Source organism: Sphingomonas yabuuchiae (assembly GCF_001477495.1).
GTDB classification, from domain to species: Bacteria; Pseudomonadota; Alphaproteobacteria; order Sphingomonadales; family Sphingomonadaceae; genus Sphingomonas; species Sphingomonas yabuuchiae_A.
This window is the reverse complement of the sequence record NZ_LDTF01000025.1, coordinates 1-18,114: the sequence shown is the minus strand read 5'-3', so window position 1 is coordinate 18,114 and position 18,114 is coordinate 1. Positions and strand designations below refer to the sequence as shown.

Annotated in this window: 20 protein-coding genes and 1 tRNA gene; 11 read left to right on the top strand and 10 right to left on the bottom strand. The window is 64.1% G+C overall.

Features of this window, described 5'->3' with window-relative positions; genetic code table 11:
* Positions 1-92 precede the first annotated feature (92 nt).
* Both NS355_RS06600 and NS355_RS06595 read left to right on the top strand, forming a co-directional pair.
* The gene (locus NS355_RS06600; RefSeq protein WP_058744983.1) at positions 93-1,865 is read left to right on the top strand and encodes an arylsulfatase; all 1,773 of its coding nucleotides are present in this window, start codon (positions 93-95) and stop codon (positions 1,863-1,865) included.
* Entirely contained in the window at positions 1,862-2,725 is an 864-nt protein-coding gene (locus tag NS355_RS06595; RefSeq protein WP_058744982.1) for an SUMF1/EgtB/PvdO family nonheme iron enzyme, read from the top strand. Before NS355_RS06600 ends, NS355_RS06595 begins: the two co-directional genes overlap by 4 nt.
* A 345-nt stretch (positions 2,726-3,070) precedes the next feature.
* On the opposite strand, the gene NS355_RS06590 is transcribed toward NS355_RS06595, so the two are convergent.
* The 9 genes from NS355_RS06590 to NS355_RS18170 form a co-directional block, all read right to left on the bottom strand.
* Positions 3,071-3,523 (bottom strand): hypothetical protein, encoded by a 453-nt coding sequence (locus NS355_RS06590; protein WP_058744981.1) that lies wholly within the window; start codon positions 3,521-3,523, stop codon positions 3,071-3,073.
* A 109-nt stretch (positions 3,524-3,632) separates the two neighbouring features.
* Positions 3,633-4,031 (bottom strand): VOC family protein, encoded by a 399-nt coding sequence (locus NS355_RS06585; RefSeq protein WP_058744980.1) that lies wholly within the window; start codon positions 4,029-4,031, stop codon positions 3,633-3,635.
* Between the two features lie 108 nt (positions 4,032-4,139).
* The gene (locus NS355_RS06580) at positions 4,140-4,691 is read right to left on the bottom strand and encodes a fasciclin domain-containing protein (RefSeq protein WP_058744979.1); all 552 of its coding nucleotides are present in this window, start codon (positions 4,689-4,691) and stop codon (positions 4,140-4,142) included.
* Positions 4,692-4,773: 82 nt separating this feature from the next.
* Positions 4,774-5,445 (bottom strand): anti-sigma factor, encoded by a 672-nt coding sequence (locus NS355_RS06575; RefSeq protein ID WP_058744978.1) that lies wholly within the window; start codon positions 5,443-5,445, stop codon positions 4,774-4,776.
* The gene (locus NS355_RS06570) at positions 5,435-6,091 is read right to left on the bottom strand and encodes a sigma-70 family RNA polymerase sigma factor (RefSeq protein WP_345938795.1); all 657 of its coding nucleotides are present in this window, start codon (positions 6,089-6,091) and stop codon (positions 5,435-5,437) included. Before NS355_RS06570 ends, NS355_RS06575 begins: the two co-directional genes overlap by 11 nt.
* 166 nt (positions 6,092-6,257) lie before the next feature.
* Entirely contained in the window at positions 6,258-6,887 is a 630-nt protein-coding gene (locus tag NS355_RS06565; protein WP_058744976.1) for an SAM-dependent methyltransferase, read from the bottom strand.
* Positions 6,884-7,537, bottom strand: coding sequence for a PIG-L deacetylase family protein (locus tag NS355_RS06560; protein ID WP_058744975.1), 654 nt, complete (start codon positions 7,535-7,537; stop codon positions 6,884-6,886). Before NS355_RS06560 ends, NS355_RS06565 begins: the two co-directional genes overlap by 4 nt.
* Positions 7,534-8,532: a hypothetical protein gene (locus tag NS355_RS06555; RefSeq protein WP_058744974.1), complete on the bottom strand. Its 999-nt coding sequence runs from the start codon at positions 8,530-8,532 to the stop codon at positions 7,534-7,536. The genes NS355_RS06560 and NS355_RS06555 overlap by 4 nt, the downstream gene beginning before the upstream one ends.
* Positions 8,529-9,539 (bottom strand): glycosyltransferase, encoded by a 1,011-nt coding sequence (locus NS355_RS18170; RefSeq protein WP_167345416.1) that lies wholly within the window; start codon positions 9,537-9,539, stop codon positions 8,529-8,531. Before NS355_RS18170 ends, NS355_RS06555 begins: the two co-directional genes overlap by 4 nt.
* 188 nt (positions 9,540-9,727) lie before the next feature.
* Between NS355_RS18170 and NS355_RS06545 the strand changes: the two genes are divergently transcribed.
* Together NS355_RS06545 and NS355_RS18945 are read left to right on the top strand one after the other, a co-directional pair.
* Entirely contained in the window at positions 9,728-11,908 is a 2,181-nt protein-coding gene (locus NS355_RS06545) for a catalase (protein WP_058744973.1), read from the top strand.
* A gap of 283 nt (positions 11,909-12,191) precedes the next feature.
* Positions 12,192-12,356, top strand: coding sequence for a hypothetical protein (locus NS355_RS18945; protein WP_167345415.1), 165 nt, complete (start codon positions 12,192-12,194; stop codon positions 12,354-12,356).
* Between the two features lie 169 nt (positions 12,357-12,525).
* Here the strand turns inward: NS355_RS18945 and NS355_RS06540 are convergent.
* Positions 12,526-12,615 (bottom strand) — tRNA-Ser (locus tag NS355_RS06540).
* Between the two features lie 128 nt (positions 12,616-12,743).
* On the opposite strand from NS355_RS06540, the gene hspQ reads away from it, so the two are divergent.
* From hspQ to obgE, 7 genes are all read left to right on the top strand, one after another.
* The gene (gene hspQ / locus NS355_RS06535) at positions 12,744-13,124 is read left to right on the top strand and encodes a heat shock protein HspQ (RefSeq protein ID WP_058744972.1); all 381 of its coding nucleotides are present in this window, start codon (positions 12,744-12,746) and stop codon (positions 13,122-13,124) included.
* Between the two features lie 147 nt (positions 13,125-13,271).
* The gene (rplU, locus tag NS355_RS06530; RefSeq protein WP_007405484.1) at positions 13,272-13,571 is read left to right on the top strand and encodes a 50S ribosomal protein L21; all 300 of its coding nucleotides are present in this window, start codon (positions 13,272-13,274) and stop codon (positions 13,569-13,571) included.
* Positions 13,572-13,614: 43 nt separating this feature from the next.
* The gene (gene rpmA / locus NS355_RS06525) at positions 13,615-13,881 is read left to right on the top strand and encodes a 50S ribosomal protein L27 (RefSeq protein ID WP_042486007.1); all 267 of its coding nucleotides are present in this window, start codon (positions 13,615-13,617) and stop codon (positions 13,879-13,881) included.
* A gap of 180 nt (positions 13,882-14,061) precedes the next feature.
* The gene (locus NS355_RS06520; RefSeq protein WP_084787606.1) at positions 14,062-14,610 is read left to right on the top strand and encodes a GNAT family N-acetyltransferase; all 549 of its coding nucleotides are present in this window, start codon (positions 14,062-14,064) and stop codon (positions 14,608-14,610) included.
* A 530-nt stretch (positions 14,611-15,140) separates the two neighbouring features.
* Positions 15,141-15,593, top strand: a complete 453-nt coding sequence (locus NS355_RS06515) for a TadE/TadG family type IV pilus assembly protein (RefSeq protein WP_167345414.1) — start codon at positions 15,141-15,143, stop codon at positions 15,591-15,593.
* Entirely contained in the window at positions 15,593-17,194 is a 1,602-nt protein-coding gene (locus NS355_RS06510; RefSeq protein WP_058744969.1) for a pilus assembly protein TadG-related protein, read from the top strand. Before NS355_RS06515 ends, NS355_RS06510 begins: the two co-directional genes overlap by 1 nt.
* A 61-nt stretch (positions 17,195-17,255) precedes the next feature.
* On the top strand, positions 17,256-18,114 hold an 859-nt coding region (gene obgE / locus NS355_RS06505), incomplete at its 3' end, for a GTPase ObgE (RefSeq protein ID WP_058744968.1).

Genomic DNA, 18,114 nt, shown 5'->3' with positions numbered 1-18,114 from the left:
GATCCAGTAGGCAAATTATCATTGTCGCGACGCCGCCAACCTTTATCCCGAGCGTGCGACCGCGCGCATGGTCGTCGACAATGGGAGCAGACATGATCGGCGTGAGATTTCTGACGGTGGCCGCTTCGGCCCTGATCGCGGCCACTCCGGCTCTTGCGGCTCCGGCAACCCCGGCTTCCGCCGTAAGCGAACCGCAAAAGGCACCAAAGGATGCCCCGAATTTCCTGATCATCGTCGCCGACGATCTCGGTTGGTCGGACCTGGGCGCTTTCGGGGGCGAGATCGCGACACCCAATCTCGATGCCCTGGCCCTGTCGGGGGTCCGTTTCACCGGCTTTCACACGGCACCGACCTGTTCGCCGACCCGCTCGATGCTGATGAGCGGCGTGGACAATCACGAAGCGGGGCTCGGCACAATGGCAGAACTGCTGGGACCGGCGACGCGAGGTCAGCCGGGCTATGAGGGATATCTGAACGACCGCGTCGCCTCGATCGCCGAACTGCTGCACGCCGGTGGCTATGCGACCCTGATGGCTGGCAAATGGCATCTGGGCCTGACGCCCGAGCGAGAACCCGCCGCGCGCGGGTTCGAACACAGCTTCGCCTTGCTGCAGGGTCTGTCGAACCATTTCGGCACGGATCAGGACGAGGCCTGGACCAAGGCCGGGCTGGCGCCGAGCTATCGCGACGACGGCAAGCCAGCCGCCCTGCCCAAGGGGCAGTATTCGGCGGATTATTTTGCCGACCGGCTCATTGGCTATCTCGACGCATCGGCCAAGGTGGGGGATCGCCGCCCCTTCTTCGCCTATCTGCCCTTCACGACGCCGCACTGGCCGCTCCAGGCACCGGCGGAGACGATCGCCAAATATAAGGGCCGCTATGACGCAGGCTATGAGGCGCTGCGTGCCGAGCGGCTGGCCAAGCAGAAGGCGCTCGGCCTCGTACCAGCCGATGCGGTGCCGCACAGCCTGGAACTCGCCAAGCCTTGGGCGTCGCTTACCGCAGACGAACGCGCCGTCGAGGCGCGCAAGATGGAGGTCTATGCCGCCATGGTCGATCGCATGGACCAGAATGTCGGCCGCGTCATCGCCGCGCTGAAGGCACAAGGCCGCTACGACAACACGATCATCCTGTTCTTCGCCGATAACGGCCCGGAGGGGAATGTGATCGAAGCGCCCAGCCCCCGCTTCAAGGTTGGCTCGCCCGATGCTGCCCTGCCCCCGGCACAGGCGCTCGGCATCGACAACAGCCTGGACAATATCGGCAAGCCGACCAGCTATGTCGGCTATGGTCCGGGCTGGGCCCAGGCCAATTCGGTGCCGTCTTGGCTGGTGAAGGGCTATACGACCGAGGGGGGCATCCGGGTGAGCGCCTTTGCGGCGGGGCGTGGTGTGACCGGCGGCGGGCGGATCGCCAACGCCAATCTGGACGTCCGCGACGTCGCCCCGACCCTGCTCGACTATGCCGGACTGCGCCAACCCAGCCAATTCGCGGGGCATGCTATCCTGCCCTATGAGGGACACAGCCTGCGCCCGGTACTGAGCTCACGCACGGGGTTCGTCAGATCCGCCGACGAGAGTCTTGGCTATGAACTCTTCTTCCGCCGGGCGCTTCGCCAGGGCGATTGGAAGATCGTCTTCCTGCCCAAACCAACCAATCGCTACACGCGCGGCGGGGTCAGCACGGGGCGGTGGCAGTTGTTCAACGTCTCGAAAGACCCCGGCGAAACCAAGGATTTCGCGGCGGCGGAACCCGCGCGGCTGGCCAGCCTCGTGGCGGTCTATGACCGCTATGCCAAGGACAAAGGCGTCGTTCCGCTACCGGCCGACGCCGAGGCGACGCCCGCTCCGGCCGCACGGCCATGAAGATCGGGGCGTCACTCCTTCTGGCGCTGGCCGCGTCGGGCGAGCTAGGGGCGCGAGCGGCGCCACCTGAGAATCGCTGTCTCGCAAAGGACGCCATCGTCACCGTCGTCGAGGGCATCGTACTGCTCGGCGAGGATGGCACGGATCGCCCTGGACGGCCGGTCCGGGTGGCGGCATTCCGGATCGACGCGCATGAGGTGACCAACCGCCAGTTCGGGGCCTTCGTGGCGGCGACCGGATATCGGACACGGGCCGAACGCCTGGGTGCCTCGGCCCTGTTCGTCGCGCCGACTGAGCCGGTTTCCCTCGACAATGCCGCGCGCTGGTGGCGGTGGACGAAAGGTGCGGATTGGCGTCATCCCAAGGGACCCGGCAGTGACCTGACCGGCCGCGCGGACGAGCCGGTCGTCCATGTCGATCGCGACGATGCCGCCGCCTATGCCCGTTGGGCCGGCGGGGCGCTGCCCACCACCGAACAATGGGAGCGAGCGGCGCGCGGCGATCAGAATGCCACTCGCGACCCGGTTGACTGGGCATTCGATCACGGCAAGCCCAGAGCCAATGTCTGGGAAGGCGTCTTCCCCATGCGCGACACGGCCGAGGACGGCTATGCCGGGATCGCGCCGGTAGGATGCTTCGAGGCGAACGACCTGGGGCTTTACGACATGGTCGGAAATGTCTGGGAATGGGTCGCAGGCAATCAGGACGTCGGCTTGGTCAAGGGCGGCAGCTACCTTTGCGCTATGAATTACTGCGCCAACTTTCGACCGGCTGCCTATCAGGCACAGGAACACGACCTTTCAACTTCACATATTGGATTTCGCGTCGCTTATCCTATCAACGGCCCGCAGCGCAGATAGTCCTCGCGCTAATGCTCGACCCACGACCGGCCATTCGTACGAGTGCGACAGCCTCCCGGAAGCGGACGCTCGTTAATCATCGCCTGATAACGGCCGATGTTACCAAGCAGATCGTGCAACGCGACCAAGGGGAAGATCACACCAGCTTCAGCCCGCGTTTTGAGTTATAGAGCCTTGGGAAGCACGTCACTATGAACGGTAGCGATCAACGAACGTGACAGCGCTACGATCCCGTTATCGACGGTGTGGTAGTGGGCCGTCGCCAGTCCGACGGCAGCCGCGAGCGAAGCAAGATTTATCAAGTCGATGATCGGCCAATCGAAGCCGGATTCAAAGACCTCGAGATCAGTATTCGATACTGCCTGTCGACAAGGCAGTTTTGTAAAAGCATTCTGTTTCTGTTTTGACGCGATCGCTCAATCGGGCCAGGATCGAACTCGCAGCGGCGGAAAACCCCGACATATCGTCGGCGATACGGTTTTCGATCCAATGGTCCAGGAAATCACTCCAATCGGCCTTGAGCTGTAGAAGAGCGGCCTCACCCTCGACCCAGGTCTCTCGCCATGGATCGGGTAATATTTCCAGGCGTGTATGCTGGATGACATCGGACTCTTCACGCAGATGCTTGCGGATGACGATGGCCAGGGCATCGAGCTGTACTGAGATGTCGTGAGGCGATGCAGGCTCTTCCTTCAAATCGTTCAACAGGTTCGAGATGCTCGACTCGATATGAACATGGTCTTCGACCAGCCGGGCAAATCCAACGCGCTGCGAATTGGAATATCGCTTAGAAAACATCGGGCATGTTTCCACGTGTCATGGTGATTTCCTTGCCTGGGGAAAGGGAGGATCTGCTGGGACATGGGCTTGCCGTCGCCATTCGTGGCAAGCCCCATGCCCTATCGGGTCACCCCGGAAAATGAATGCCGCAAAGCTTGTTGCCGTCCGGATCACGGACATAGGCCAGTTCGATCGTTCCCATGGATGCGGTATGACGAGGTCCGGGCGGCGCTTCGATCGACGTACCCCCGGCTGCCACGGCGACGTCGTGGAATTTCCTGACCTGCTCGGGCGAGTCGCACTGGAAAGCGACCGTGCCACCGTTCGAAACGGTCGCCGGTTCATCATTGATCGGCTGCGTGACGATGAAGGCGGTTCCGCTTTCGCCCCGATAGATCAGGCGCGTGTGGCCGCTATCGGCCACGTTGCGCATCGGCTCCCCAATGCCGAGCGTTCCCAACAAAGTATCGTAAAAGCGCTTCGACCGTTCAATATCGTTCGAACCAATCATCGTGTGAAACAGCACGTATCGTCTCCTACCGGGGTACCAGGGGCCTGCGCGACAGGTTACCCCTCCATCGCGTGGATGGAGCGACCACCTGCCGCCCCATCCCATGTCATGATCCGCCGTCGTTTATGGCATCATCACCGTATCGATAACATGCACAACGCCGTTCGACTGCATGACATCGGCGGTGGTGATGCGGCCGGTATCGCCCTTGCCGTCCATGATGGCCCAGCCGCCCATCGCCTTCTTGAACATGATCGGCTCGCCCTGGACGGTGGTGTAGCTCGCCGTCCCGCCATTCGCCTTTGCCCTGGCGGCAATATCCCGGGCGGTGATCCGGCCGGGTATGACGTGATAGGTGAGGATCGACGTCAACTTATCCTTGTTCTCAGGCTGCACCAGAGTGTCGACGGTGCCAGCAGGCAGTTTTGCAAATGCCGCATTGGTCGGCGCGAACACGGTGAACGGGCCCGGGCCAGAAAGCGTGTCGACAAGGCCGGCCGCCTTCACTGCGGCGACCAAGGTGGTATGGTCCTTCGACTGCGACGCGTTCTCTACGATCGTCTTGGTGGGGTACATCGCCGCACCGCCGACCATCGGGTTGCGCGGGGCAGCACCGGCGACAGCGCCGACAGTGAGCGCGACAGCCATCATCGCACCACGGATCATCAGGGTCATCAGATCTCTCCAGCCGCATGGAGCGCGGCTTTCGGATTACGTCGCCAACAGCCCATTGGACGCAGCGACGCAACGCACCCCCTTAAATTTCGGCAAGCTTAACCGCAGCCACCACCGGCCCCGTCGGTGTCGATTTGGGCGATCCCCCTAGCGGCTCGATGGATATCGCCAAGGTAGTCCCGGGAACGACCGTGACCTGCGGAGCGATCTTCAGGGGAGCCCCGCCTTCATGACGGAGCAGACCTGCTGCGTGGGGAACGCCGTCGCCCCCGATCGCCCATAGCTGTGCGTCCTGCCCGTTCTTCACGGACGGCGCGTCACGCAGCTTCAACGTGCGGCTGGCAGGATCGAAGAATGCCGTGATCGGCGCGGCACGCTCGGGGGTGAGGACGGCGAAGAGCAAGGGAGCAGGCTTGGCGGCACGTGGTGCAACGGCTGGCATATCGGGACGGGTTACCACGACCGTCAGCAGGATCGCGGCCGCCAGACCGGCCAAACCGGCAATCGCTCGCCAGGGTGCCGTACGGTGATTGTCGTTGTCGCCGAACGCCAGGATCCGGCGTTCCAGATCCGCGCTCGGCGCGACCGGCTCGACCTCGATATACAAGGCAGCCAGATGCCGCCTCCACCAAGCGACGTTGCTCGCAAAAGCGGGATCGTCCAACACCCGGCCCATCGCAGCAGTGCGCTCGTCGCCATCGAGGACCCCAAGTGCCAGTTCGGCGGCAGTCAGATCGGTCTCGTCAGATGTCATCGTCGAGACACTCCTTGAGCCGTTCGAGGCCACGCCGAATCCGGCTCTTCATGGTGCTCGTCGGAACCCCGCGGACATCGGCGAGCTCGGCATAGGTAATGCCTTCGAAAAAGGCCGTCCGGATGGCGTCGCGCTGCGTTTCGCTCAGGCGGTCCATGCAGCCGTGAAGTTTGCGCTCCTCTTCGTCCAGCAGCATGCCTTCCAATGCCAGGCGCTCCGAAGCCGCGGGTTCGGCGACATTGTCCAGCGGCGCGGTCGGGCGCCGACCCAGGGCGCGGTGATAATCGATGGCCCGGTTGCGGGCTATCGTGGCCAGCCAGGCGAATGGACTGGTCTGCCCCGGCTCATAGGCACCGGCGCGCCGCCAGATGATCGCGTAGACCTCTTGCAGAACGTCCTCCGCCGCTTGCCGCTCGCGACATATACGAAGGCAGATCCCGAAAAGCTTCGCAGACGTTAGGGCATAAAGTTGACGAAAGGCGGCACGATCCTCACGCCCGGTGGCGATCAGGGCTTTGATAAGCTCCTGCCGAGCGTCAGGTTGGTTCATTGTCACCGTTGACGGGATACCGAAGCGCTCATCGGCACGCAACGGGGTGGGTCGGAACGGCGATGCGGTTCGGGGTTTGATCGTGCGCAACGTCATTCGCATTTGTGCTGACGCCTGTCGACGCCAAACCAAAACGCCGCGTATCCCAGCCGGTCGGGTAGCAGAATGACCCAATTACGCCCATTTCATACCGCTATTCTAAATTGCTGCCCCCTGCCGTCAGTTCATGGGAGCTATCGGCCGATCCCTTGAATTTGTGTTGCTAAATTGCGGAAGAATGGGAGTCATAGGTAGGTTGGCCACCGGGCCTGTCTCCGCAAATCGAACGCGCGACCATCACATGCCACCTTCTTGTGCGACGCATCGTACTCATCCGCCAGGATCGGCCGGTCAGATCGAGAAAGCGTTGCTGTATCCCGGCTGCGTGCTGCACGAAGTCGTAATAGTCGACCTGATGATGGGCGAGCACCAGTCGTCCGCCGGGGCGTAGCGCTTGGGCGACGCACTTGGCGACGTGCCTCATCGCTTGCGGGGGTAGATAATAAAGCAGTTCCGCGATCACGATCGCATCATACTCTCTCTGCGGGAGTCGCGCAGGCAAAGCCAAGCGGATGGCACGCGCGCGAGGCCAGTCCGCGACCGCTCGGGCAGTCAGCGCCGTACCTTCGGGCGTTCCCTCTGTCGCATGAAGACGCAAGGCACGAGCGGCCATGGCTCGGCTATTCGATCCGTTGCCGCTTCCCAGTTCCAGAACGCGGCCAAGGGGGCCTGGCCCCAAGGCATGCAGGATCGCCGCACGCTTCACGGCTTCGTCCCGGTCGGAATAGGTCCGCCAAGGGTCATCATTCGCCGCGAATTTCTCGGCAAAATCGGTGAGGTCGATAGGCCTCATCGCCCGTCCTGGGCGAACTGTTCGACCGGATGCGCGAAGACCGTGAGTTCATGGCGTGCGATCGCAAAGCCATGAGGATCGTCGGTGATCGCGCCCAATTGGGTGCGATGCATCCGGATCAGCGATCGCTTCGCCGCCGCCCCGCCCGCCAGCGAAACGGTTCGGCATCGGGCAACCCTCGCACGATGTGGCGGCCAGACCTGATAGGTCATGCGTCGTCCGGCGAACCGAATATCCCGAAGCGCCGCCGCGACGGCCCGGTGATCGGGATGTGCGTCGGTCATGGCGGGGCCCACGAGCATATTCAAACCACGGCACTGACGGATCGTCCGGCCCAGCCGCTGACGACATAGCACCGCTCGAGCGGAAAGGCCGCCATCGGGCAGGCCCAGAAAGGTCACGTGATGACGCGACACGCCCAGACGACGGAGCGCTAACAGGCTTTCCTGCTGGCGCGCGGCAATCAGCCGTTCGGGGGGCCATGCCCCACTGTTCGGATGCGAGGCAGCACCATTGCTGACCACGATGATCCGGACCGCGCTGCCCTGCCTTCGCAGGGCCTGTATCAGGCCAGCGGCACCAATGATCTCGTCATCGGGATGGGGCGCTACGACGACCGCGCGGCGAACCGTTTTAATATCCAATTTCACAAGCCGGGCACCAACAAACCCTGTCGAACCGCATGACCGACGCGCAGCCTTTGGGCATCGGGGGCGGGCTGGCGGAGATAGACCGCCAGATCGCTGAGCATGGCCGAGAGAGGATGGCTGTGGAACTGGCCAGCCAGCCCCACCGCCTCGCGCGCGACGACCATCGCTCGTTCCGCCGCATCGGCCACCGCCAATCGGGCCCCCGCCACCCGTGACAGGCGCGGCTCGTCCCCTCCTTTGGCATCCTCGAACCACAGCCGCGCCGTTCGCCGTACGATGGCGGCCGCGCCATCGGCCAATGCGAACAATTCGGTCATTCGGGCGGCCTGGAAGGGATCGTCGGCCCGCCCCGTCTTCACCAGATGATCGCGGCAGAGGTCGCAGATGCCCGCCACGCCGCCTGCATGAACCGCCACGAAACGCAGCGCGCCGCCGCTGAAAAAGGGTTCACGTGCATAGCTGCCGGGCTGGCCGATCCGATCGGCGTCGGTGACGGGGGCATGATCCCAGCGCACCTGATGCGTTTCGGATCGCTGCATGCCGATCACCCGCCACCAATCGGTGTCGATCATCGGCGGCACGCGGGAAAGGTCGAGGAGGAGCAGTTGCAGGCCCGCGGACGTATCCGCCGTGACCAGCGCATGGCTCAGCACACCCGCCCCCGAGGCATAGCTCTTGCCGCCGCTCAGCCGCCCGCCGTCCAGCCGCAGCGCCTCGCCCGGCAGCCCGGCATTCCACACCCCCAGCGTCGCCCCGCGTGCCAAGCCAAGGCGCAGAAAGTCGACCTGCGCGGCCGAGCCATAGCGCCGAACGATCTGCACGGCGTCGACATGCCCCTCGACCAGGCGGGCAAGCGGCAGGTCGCGGCGGCCGATCGCGTATAGACCCGCCAACAATACGATCAGTTCGTCCGCCGTCTGCGGATCGCCCGGAGGATCATCGGCCCAACCCAGACCAGCGGTCGCGCCTTTCAGTTGATCGGCCATCATCGTCATGCCGCGACCTCGCACCACTGGCTTTCGAGCTCACATAAAATATCTTCCGCTGCCGCCAGCGACACCAAGACGGCATGGGTCATGGGTGCGGGGACGATACGCATGGCGAACGCCTCGCCATTGGGACAATCGCGCGCAACGCCAAGCACATGGTCCGCCGTCAAACCCAGACTTCGCCCCAGCGTCATGCGAACATCGCGCTGATCTATCATCGCGAAGCTGCGTCGCGCAGCCGCCTGTGCGTGCCATTGCCATGCCGATCCGCGCGGATCGGCCATGGATGGCAATTCGCCTTGATCCAGCGCCCGCAACACATCGGCCAGGCCCCCGGCGGCCCGTCCGTCGCGCCGAGAGGATGTGTCGACCGCCATCGCACCGTCGCGGCGGACGCGAAAACCGGCCCGCGCCGCGTCATCGAGAAACCGGGCATCTTCGCCGGACGGCAGCGGCAGGAACCCGCCGATCGCGCGATAGGCAGAGGCGTGGACCGCGATGTTGGCGCCACCGCCGAAATGATGCGTATCCCGCGCCTCCCATGGCACCCGGTCGACAAGGCGTCGATATTGGTGGAGCCGATCGTAATAGCGCTCGATGCGGCACTGCCGGGGATCGCGGGCGGCATCGAGGCGAAGGATACGCCCAGCCACCACATCTGCCTCTTGCAGGGCCCGGCGTCCCGCCGCGATCCAATCCCGATGCGGCATGCTGTCGGCATCGGTCGTGAAAAGCAGCCCCTCGCCGCCCGCCAGACGCTCCAGGCTCATGGCCAGCGCCGCCCGGCGGGCCGCGCCCGCGTTGGGCTCGGTATCCATGGGGCCCTGCGACAGGGTCAGTCCGAACGGCAAAGCGGCGCGCATTCCGTCGAGCATAGCCATGCTGCCGTCCCGGCAGTCATCGAGATAGAGACACAGGTGCAGACCATTTCCGTCGACCGATTGTTTGGCGATCGCCGACAGCAACCGGGGCAACAAGGCCGCCTCGTTTCGTGCCGGAACACAGATGATCACGGGGATATCCTCGTCCAGAATCAATCTCCCATGTGTGCGGCCTGCCACGACCGATCCAGATCAATTACACATGCGTACGACAGGCGCGTCTAATAAGCCTTGATTAATATCAACCATTTAGCAGGCGGACTATTGCGTGGCCCGTGCGTTGGGAGGGCTGACATCCCTCAACGACGGAAGGCAGCATCATGGCCAACAAGACCAAATCCCGCGCCGGGCAGACAAAGGGAGAGACGCCTGCCAACGCCGCTGCTCTTCCTGCCGGATCGGACGCGCCGACCCATTATGCCGAGCCCCAGGGCCATGGCGGCGAAACCCACCAGACCACCCAGGATGCCGACCGCACGATGACGACCCAACAGGGCGTCCCGATTGCCGATGACCAGAACAGCCTTCGCGCGGGCGAGCGCGGTCCGACGCTGCTGGAAGACTTCATCCTGCGCGAGAAAATCTTCCATTTCGACCATGAGCGCATTCCCGAGCGGGTGGTCCATGCGCGCGGCTATGGCGCGCATGGCGTGTTCGAGCTGACGGACAGTCTGGCCGACTATACCCGAGCCGACGTCCTCAGCGAGGTCGGACAACAGACCGAGGTATTCGTCCGCTTCTCGACGGTGGCGGGCAACAAGGGGTCGATGGATTTGGCACGCGACGTGCGCGGCTTCGCGGTCAAATTCTATACCAAGCAGGGCAATTGGGACATTGTCGGCAACAACATTCCCGTCTTCTTCATCCAGAACCCGATCAAGTTCCCCGATCTGGTTCATGCCGTAAAGCAGGAACCCGACCGCGCCTTTCCCCAGGCCCAGTCGGCGCACGACAATTACTGGGACTTCGCGTCCTTAAGCCCCGAAGCATGGCACATGGTCATGTGGCAGATGTCCGACCGGACGATCCCGCGATCGTTCCGCACCATGGAGGGTTTCGGCGTCCACAGTTTCCGGCTGGTCAATGCCGAAGGCAAGTCGACCTTCGTCAAATTCCACTGGAAGCCGCGCCAGGGCCTGCAATCGGTACTGTGGAACGAGGCGGTCAAGATCAACGGCGCCGATCCCGATTTCCACCGCCGCGACCTGTGGACCGCAATTGAGGGCGGCGACTTTCCGCAATGGGATCTGGGTGTCCAGCTGTTCGACCAGGAAACCGCCGATCGCCTGCCCTTCGACCATCTCGATTCGACCAAGCTGATCCCCGAGGAAGAGGTGCCGGTCCGTATCATCGGTACGCTGACCCTCAACCGCAATGTCGACAATTTCTTCGCCGCCACCGAACAGGTCGCCTTCTGCACCCAGAATGTCGTGCCCGGCATCGACTTCTCCGACGACCCGCTGCTCCACGGGCGCAACTTCTCGTATCTGGATACGCAGTTGAAGCGATTGGGCGGGCCGAACTTCACCCATATCCCGGTCAATGCGCCGCGCTGCCCGGTGATGAATTTCCAGCAGGACGGCCATATGGCGATGCGCAACCCCAAGGGGCGTGCCAATTACGAGCCGAACAGCTGGGGTCCCGATGGCGGTCCGCGCGAGAACCCGACCATCGGCTATCGCAGCTTCCCTGCCGAGGTGCAGGGCACCAAGCAGCGGATCCGCGCGGAAACCTTCGCCGATCATTACAGCCAGGCGCGGCAATTCTTCATCAGCCAGCAGCCCATCGAGCAGAAACATATCGGCGACGCGCTGGTGTTCGAACTGTCAAAGGTCGAGCGGGTCGACATCCGCGCGCGCGCCGTCTCGCATCTGCGTCTGATCGACGAAGGGCTTGCCGCGACGGTCGCGGATGGGCTGGGCCTAGACCTGCCGAAACCGGCAAAGGCCGCAAAGCCGACGCTCGACCTCCCGCCCTCGGTCAGGCTGAGCATCCTGTCCAACGGCCCAAAGGACTTCAAGGGGCGCAAAATGGGCATCCTGCTGACGGACGGCAGCAGTGCCGATCTGTTCGCCGCCCTGACGAAAGCGCTTGAGGCGGAGGGAGCGCTTTGGGAAGTCGTCGCCCCCAAGATCGGCGGGGTGACGCTCGACGACGGCACGAAGGTCGCCGCCCGACAGAAGATCGATGGCGGCCCCTCGGTGCTATATGATGCGGTGGCGGTCCTGCCATCCGAGAAGGGCGTGGCCATGCTCGCCAAAGATGCGACAGCCAAGGACTTCGTCGCCGATGCCTTCGCCCATTGCAAGTTCATCGGCCACAGTGACGCCGCCAACGACCTGTTCCACGCCGCCGGGGTGACGGATCGGGACGAAGGGTTTATCAGCCTCGCCAAGGCCAAGGATGCCAAGACCTTCGTTAGTCAATGCCGCGCGCTACGCGTCTGGTCGCGAGAGCTAAACGTGGATCTAGATGCAGCCTCGCGTCAGTCATCGTTATAGCATTGCGGGAATGAGATGGCCCCCTTACCCCCCGCCGCACTCCGCCTGACACCGGAGGCGACGGCGGCGGGCCGCCTCGAGCTCGACCGGGTTGCCGATCTGCTGCCACTGTCACCGGCCGCTCGCCCGGCGGCTGGCGCCCTGGTCCGCTCGACAATTATTGGCCGACCCACGCCAACGGCATGGGCCCCGAGCAGATAGTGCGTATCAAGTCTCGCAACTTCTATTGACCTGTCGCTCCACATCCTGCGCGGTCGGCCAGGGCAAGGTTGACAGCATCAAGATGCGCCTCGTGCTGCGCTGCCTGATCGCCCGCTGCCCAGAACGCTGGCCGCTTGATATGGTCTGGAACTCCGCCGCGACCGATCATGACATCGGGCGCGCCCAAGGCTGCACCACAGCGCTGAATGGAATGGTAGGACAGCTTGAATTGAACGCAGCAGTGTGAAGCCGCGGTCAACACGCATCCGCATAAGGAAAGCAGATAGACCTCAGAATCACGCAACGCACGCTTCGCCAGCGCACACTTTCGGCGGCAGAGAACCACATCAAAAGTGGGCATGAATGTGGGCACGAGATCTTCGTTTTGGATTTTACGTTGTAAAATCAACGAGATCTGGCGGAGAGGGAGGGATTCGAACCCTCGGTACCGTTGCCGGTACGCCGCATTTCGAGTGCGGTGCATTCGACCACTCTGCCACCTCTCCGCGAGGACGATCCGGGCGGTGGGAAACCGCCGGGGCTGATCGATTGGAGGCGCGCTGTTAGATCAGCTTTTTGCGCATTGCAAGCGCCTAAACTTGTGCGGCGCGACAAAGACATTAAATCATGAGGCATGGACCTGACCGACACCCTCCCCCTCACCTCGCGCCTGGACGTGGAGGCTCCGACGATCGCAACCGCGCGGTTCGCGATTGGGGATGTCGTGCGGCATCGCATGTTCGATATTCGCGGCGTCATCTTCGACGTCGATCCCGTCTTCGCCAATAGCGACGAATGGTATGACGCGATCCCCGAACAGATTCGCCCAGCCAAGGACCAGCCCTTCTACCACCTGCTCGCCGAGAACGCCGAATCGAGCTATGTCGCCTATGTCAGCCAGCAGAATCTGCTGCACGACGACAGCGACGAACCGATCGAGCACCCCGCCATTGCGGGCCTGTTTACCGGCTATGCCGATGGCCGTTATCTGCTGAAGCGCGAACACCGGCACTAAGGGCTTCCGGACGTGCCGACGGGGCCGGTCCACGGCCCGAAAATGCGAATCCCCGGTTGACAATCCGGCCACCTTTGCCTAGCTGGCCGTTCTTTCCCGACGGGCATTCCCGCGCGGGAGCCATGTATTTGGGAAGTGATAACAGCCATGTTCGCAGTCGTGCGCACGGGCGGCAAGCAGTATCGCGTCGCCGCCGGAGATAAGATCGTCGTCGAAAAGATCGAGGGCGAAGCCGGCGCGTCGGTGACGCTGGGTGACGTTCTGCTGGCGGGCGAAGGCTCGGAGCTGAAGGCCGTCGACGGCATCACCGTTGCCGCCGAGATCATCGCTCAGGCGAAGGCCGACAAGGTCATCGTCTTTAAGAAGCGCCGTCGCCACAACTATCGTCGTCGCAACGGCCATCGTCAGCAGCACACGATCCTGAAGATCGTGTCGGTCGGCGCCTGAATTTCAGCCGCGCCACCCCAACGAAATCCAGGAGTAGTTCGCAATGGCACATAAGAAAGCAGGCGGTTCGTCGCGTAACGGTCGTGATTCGGCCGGCCGTCGCCTTGGCGTGAAGAAGTTCGGTGGCCAGGAAGCCATCGCCGGCAACATCCTTGTGCGTCAGCGCGGGACGAAGTTCTATCCGGGTCGCAACGTGGGCATGGGCAAGGACCATACCCTGTTCGCGCTCGTCGATGGCCGCGTCGCGTTCCACGAGGGCAAGCTCGGCCGTAAATTCTGCTCGGTCGAACTGGCCGCAGCGGCCGAATAATCGGGCAACCGCGCCGGGTTGCCCACCAGGGTGACCCGGGTTCCGCGCAGGAACCAGCAAAAAAGGGAGACGGGTCACCCCGGCTCCCTTTTTTCATGCTCCCTCCACCGTTTGGGCCAATGTCGCCGTCCCGTCATGGGCGTGTGGCAAGCGCCCGACGCGACGAGGAGTTGTCGAGTGATGTTCGCGCGGACCCCAAGATTGTTGTTACGGCCAGCCTGGCCGGAAGATGCCGCCGCCCTGGCCCAGGCCATCGGCCATGAAGCCGTCGCCCGGATGGCGGCGCGTGTCCCCTATCCCTATACGATCGGCGATGCCGAACAGTGGCTCGCCCGGCCATGCGGCCCGACCGAGCCGCGGTTGCTGATCACCGCACTCGATCGCGGCGGCGCCCCAGAACTGATCGGCGGGATCGCGATCATCACGGGCGATACGGGCCATGAGCTTGGCTATTGGCTGACGCCGGCGGCCTGGGGTCGCGGCTATGCGACCGAAGCGGGTCAGGCGGTCATCGCCATGGCGCGCCATGCCCTACCCATCGCACGACTCGGGGCTTGGCACTTCGCCGACAACCCCGCATCGGGCCGCGTGCTGACCAAGCTCGGCTTCCGTCCCACCGGCCAGCGCATGGCCCGTGCCTCGGCCGGGCGCGAGACGCTGTCGGCCAGTCTCCATTATGCGCTGGACCTGGAAGACGAGCGAAATCCCGCGATGCCGCTCGCGGCCTGAATGACGCGATGCCCGAGTCCCTGCCCATGGAGGGAGGGATTCGGGCGGGGGAGCACCAACCGAATCGTTCCGCCAGTGCGGCGCACCATGCCGTGCGCCCAATGATTTGCGCCTGTCCTGACATGTGCGACGAAGCCGCCCCCCCCCCTTCACGGGCGAAGGCGAATGAACAAAGGATCAGGCGCCGAAATATCGAGGGGGCATCGCCCGGCTCGGGCAAGGCGGACGACGACCGATAGCCGCCAGCAGCGCCCGCCCCCTCACGTTGTTGATACAGATTAGTTTTGGAAGAATTCGAACGCCATGGTTATTCGCGACGATTCGTGGCTCCACGAATTTCGTTGCGCAGTCGTTATGCCCAAATCGGATAAGGCCAAATCTATGGACCGCATCCGGTGCTCCACTTTGGACACTGATCCACATCATGATAGCGAAATCGACATGCAATACGGTATAGTAATAGACCGATAAGGAATTCGGCACTCTACTTCGGAAGAACTTCGAATCTACCGCAGGGAGGGAAGCCTTCGGTGTTTTGTTCCATCGCCCGACTCGTGTCGCGTCGTTGCCGCACACCCCGCCCTCCACTCCTGCGTGACCGGCGGGGCGCGGCGCTGATCGAATTCGCGCTGGTCCTTCCGATCCTGCTCACGATGCTGATGGGGATCGTCAGCTTCGGCGAATATTTCCTGACCGCGCATCTGGTGCAGCAGGCCGCGAACGACGCCGCCCGGGCCGCCTTGGCGGGGATGAGCGCCACCGAGCGCAAGGGCATCGCCGTCGACACCGCCAAACGCATGATCGATTCGACCGGCATCCTGCGCAGCAGCCGGGGGCAGGTGGATGCGGTCGAAGTCGACAATATGATCACCGTGTCGATCCGCTACGATGCCACGTCCGATCCGCTGCTCAACCTGCCCTTCGTTCCCACCCCGGGCCGCACCATGACCGCCAGGGGTATCGCGATGATCGGCGGGCTGTGATGCGCAGGCTGCGGGGGGATCGGCGCGGCGCGGTGAGCATCCTGACCGCGATCATGACCATGGCGTTGATCGGCTTTGCCGCATTGGGGGTCGACGTCGGGATGCTGACCCTGTCGCAGCGCCGGTTGCAGGGCATCGCCGATCAGGCGGCCTTGGCGGCGGCCGCCTCCAGCCCCGATCGGCGCGACGAGGCGATTCGCCGCCTGCTCACCGCCAATGGGCTGGGCGACGTCACCAGCACCATCACGCCGGGTCGCTACCGCGCGGACGCCGCGATTGCGCCACAGGACCGGTTCGAGCCAGGTGCCGATGCCGGAGCCTTGCGTGTCGCGCTCAGCCGCCCGGTGCCGCTGTTCTTCGGACGGGTGCTCACCGGGCGCAATACCGCGCCCGTCTCCGCCAGGGCGGTGGCGCGGCGGATCGACATGGCTGCCTTTTCGCTCGGCACCCGATTGGTCGATGTGTCCGGCGGATTGCCCGGTGCACTGCTCAACGGACTGGCGGGCAGCGACCTTTCGCTGTCGATCGGCGATTATCAGGCACTGGTGGGCGCGCAGATCGACCTGCTGCCCATGATTCAGGGGCTGGGCACGAAGATCGGCCTGACCGGCGCGAGTTTCGACACGATTCTGGCCGCCGACGTCACGCTGCCGCAGTTGCTGGGCGCCATGGCCGATGCGACCGGCAAGCCGGATGCGGCCGGTATATTGCGCCGGATGGCGCTGCGCGTACCGGGGTCGAAGGTCCCGCTGACACGGCTGATCGATCTGGGGCCGCTGGGAAATGCGACCAAGGTGCCATCGCGCGATCTGATCGGCGTCGACGCCTATACGATCCTGCGCGAGTCGCTGTCGATCGCCAACGGGCAGCGGCAGGTCGCCCTGAACCTGGGCGGTTCGATCAAGGGGCTGTTGTCGACCAGGGTCCTGGTCGCGATCGGCGAGCGCCCGGCCAGCTCGCCGTGGCTGACGGTGGCGCAGGACGGCTCGACCATCGTGCGGACCGCGCAGCAGCGGTTCCTGATCGACTCCGAGATCGGCGTCCCCGTGCTCGCCAATATCCACCTGCCGATCTTCGTCGAGACTGCGGCGGCCCAGGCCCGGCTGAATAGCGTCGCCTGCGCCGGCTCCATGCAGACGGTGACGATCGACACCCTGCCCTCCCCCGGCACGCTGGCCATCGCCCAGGTCGACCAGAGCCGCTTCGACGATATGAGCCGTTCGCCCATCACCGGCCAGACCGTGCTGCTCCAGCTGCTGGCGCGGGTCTGGGGCTATGCCAAGCTCGATCTGGCGAGCGACAGCGCGTGGCAACAGGTCCGTTTCAATCAGGATGACATCAGCCAGCGGACGACCAGGACCGTCACCGCCAATTCGGCGGTGCGCGGGATCGCCGCGTCGCTGATCCGGCAGGTGACGTTGCGGCTGGAAGGGCTCGACCTGTCGGGACTGACCGGGATCGTCGGAGCGGCGCTGACGCCGGTCGCCCCGATACTCGACACGCTGATCGGCGATCTGACCGAGCTACTGGGCCTGCATGTCGGCCAGGCGGATGTGACGGTCAACGGCGTGCGATGCGGCGCGGCCACGCTGGTCGCCTGATCGTCCCCGCCATAAAAGGCCGGGCTGGTCAGTCGGCGCGGTCAGCGGTAAAGGCGGCGTCATGCATTTTCTCGATCAGGCCAAGATTTTCGTCCGTTCCGGCGCGGGCGGCCCCGGCGCCGTATCCTTCCGCCGTGAAAAGTTCATCGAATATGGCGGCCCCGACGGCGGCAACGGCGGCAAGGGCGGCGACATCGTCTTCGAGGCAGTGGCGGGCCTGAACACCCTGATCGACTTCCGCTACACACAGCATTTCCGGGCACCGCGCGGCCATGGCGGATCGGGCTCGAACCGCACCGGCGGCGGCGGCGAGGATCTGGTCATCAAGGTCCCGGTCGGCACCCAGGTCCTGTCCGAGGACAAGGAAGAGGTGCTGCTGGACTTCACTAAGGTCGGCCAGCGTGAAGTGTTCCTGCGCGGCGGCGACGGCGGGCGCGGCAACGCCACCTACAAGACCTCGACCAACCGCGCGCCGCGGCAGCACGGCACCGGCTGGCCCAGCGAAGAGGCCTGGGTCTGGTTGCGCCTGAAGCTGCTCGCCGATGCGGGTCTTGTCGGCCTTCCCAATGCCGGCAAGTCGACCTTCATCAACGCGGTGACCAACGCGCAGGCCAAGGTCGGCGCCTATGCCTTCACCACCACCCGGCCGCAGCTGGGCGTGGTGCGGCATCGCGAGCGCGAGTTCGTGGTCGCCGACATTCCCGGCTTGATCGAGGGGGCCGCGGACGGCGCCGGGATCGGCGACCGCTTCCTGGGGCATATCGAGCGGTGCCGCGTGCTGCTTCATCTGGTCGACGCCAATGACGCGGACGTGGCCGAAAGCTATCGCATCGTCCGCGACGAGCTGGAGGCTTATGGCGCGGGCCTGATCGACAAGCCGCACATCATCGCGCTCAACAAGATCGACACGCTGGACGACG

Excerpts from the sequence above, each read along its gene's own strand:
- NS355_RS06520 (WP_084787606.1), top strand. The coding sequence starts at position 14,062 with ATGTTCGCGCGGACCCCAAGATTGTTGTTACGGCCAGCCTGGCCGGAA.
- NS355_RS06600 (WP_058744983.1), top strand. The coding sequence starts at position 93 with ATGATCGGCGTGAGATTTCTGACGGTGGCCGCTTCGGCCCTGATCGCG.
- NS355_RS06565 (WP_058744976.1), bottom strand. The coding sequence starts at position 6,887 with ATGAGGCCTATCGACCTCACCGATTTTGCCGAGAAATTCGCGGCGAAT.
- rplU (WP_007405484.1), top strand. The coding sequence starts at position 13,272 with ATGTTCGCAGTCGTGCGCACGGGCGGCAAGCAGTATCGCGTCGCCGCC.
- NS355_RS06590 (WP_058744981.1), bottom strand. The coding sequence starts at position 3,523 with ATGTTTTCTAAGCGATATTCCAATTCGCAGCGCGTTGGATTTGCCCGG.
- NS355_RS06510 (WP_058744969.1), top strand. The coding sequence starts at position 15,593 with ATGCGCAGGCTGCGGGGGGATCGGCGCGGCGCGGTGAGCATCCTGACC.
- NS355_RS06570 (WP_345938795.1), bottom strand. The coding sequence starts at position 6,091 with ATGACGTTGCGCACGATCAAACCCCGAACCGCATCGCCGTTCCGACCC.
- rpmA (WP_042486007.1), top strand. The coding sequence starts at position 13,615 with ATGGCACATAAGAAAGCAGGCGGTTCGTCGCGTAACGGTCGTGATTCG.
- NS355_RS06580 (WP_058744979.1), bottom strand. The coding sequence starts at position 4,691 with ATGACCCTGATGATCCGTGGTGCGATGATGGCTGTCGCGCTCACTGTC.
- hspQ (WP_058744972.1), top strand. The coding sequence starts at position 12,744 with ATGGACCTGACCGACACCCTCCCCCTCACCTCGCGCCTGGACGTGGAG.
- NS355_RS06575 (WP_058744978.1), bottom strand. The coding sequence starts at position 5,445 with ATGACATCTGACGAGACCGATCTGACTGCCGCCGAACTGGCACTTGGG.
- NS355_RS06545 (WP_058744973.1), top strand. The coding sequence starts at position 9,728 with ATGGCCAACAAGACCAAATCCCGCGCCGGGCAGACAAAGGGAGAGACG.
- NS355_RS18945 (WP_167345415.1), top strand. The coding sequence starts at position 12,192 with ATGCGCCTCGTGCTGCGCTGCCTGATCGCCCGCTGCCCAGAACGCTGG.
- NS355_RS06595 (WP_058744982.1), top strand. The coding sequence starts at position 1,862 with ATGAAGATCGGGGCGTCACTCCTTCTGGCGCTGGCCGCGTCGGGCGAG.
- NS355_RS06555 (WP_058744974.1), bottom strand. The coding sequence starts at position 8,532 with ATGACGATGATGGCCGATCAACTGAAAGGCGCGACCGCTGGTCTGGGT.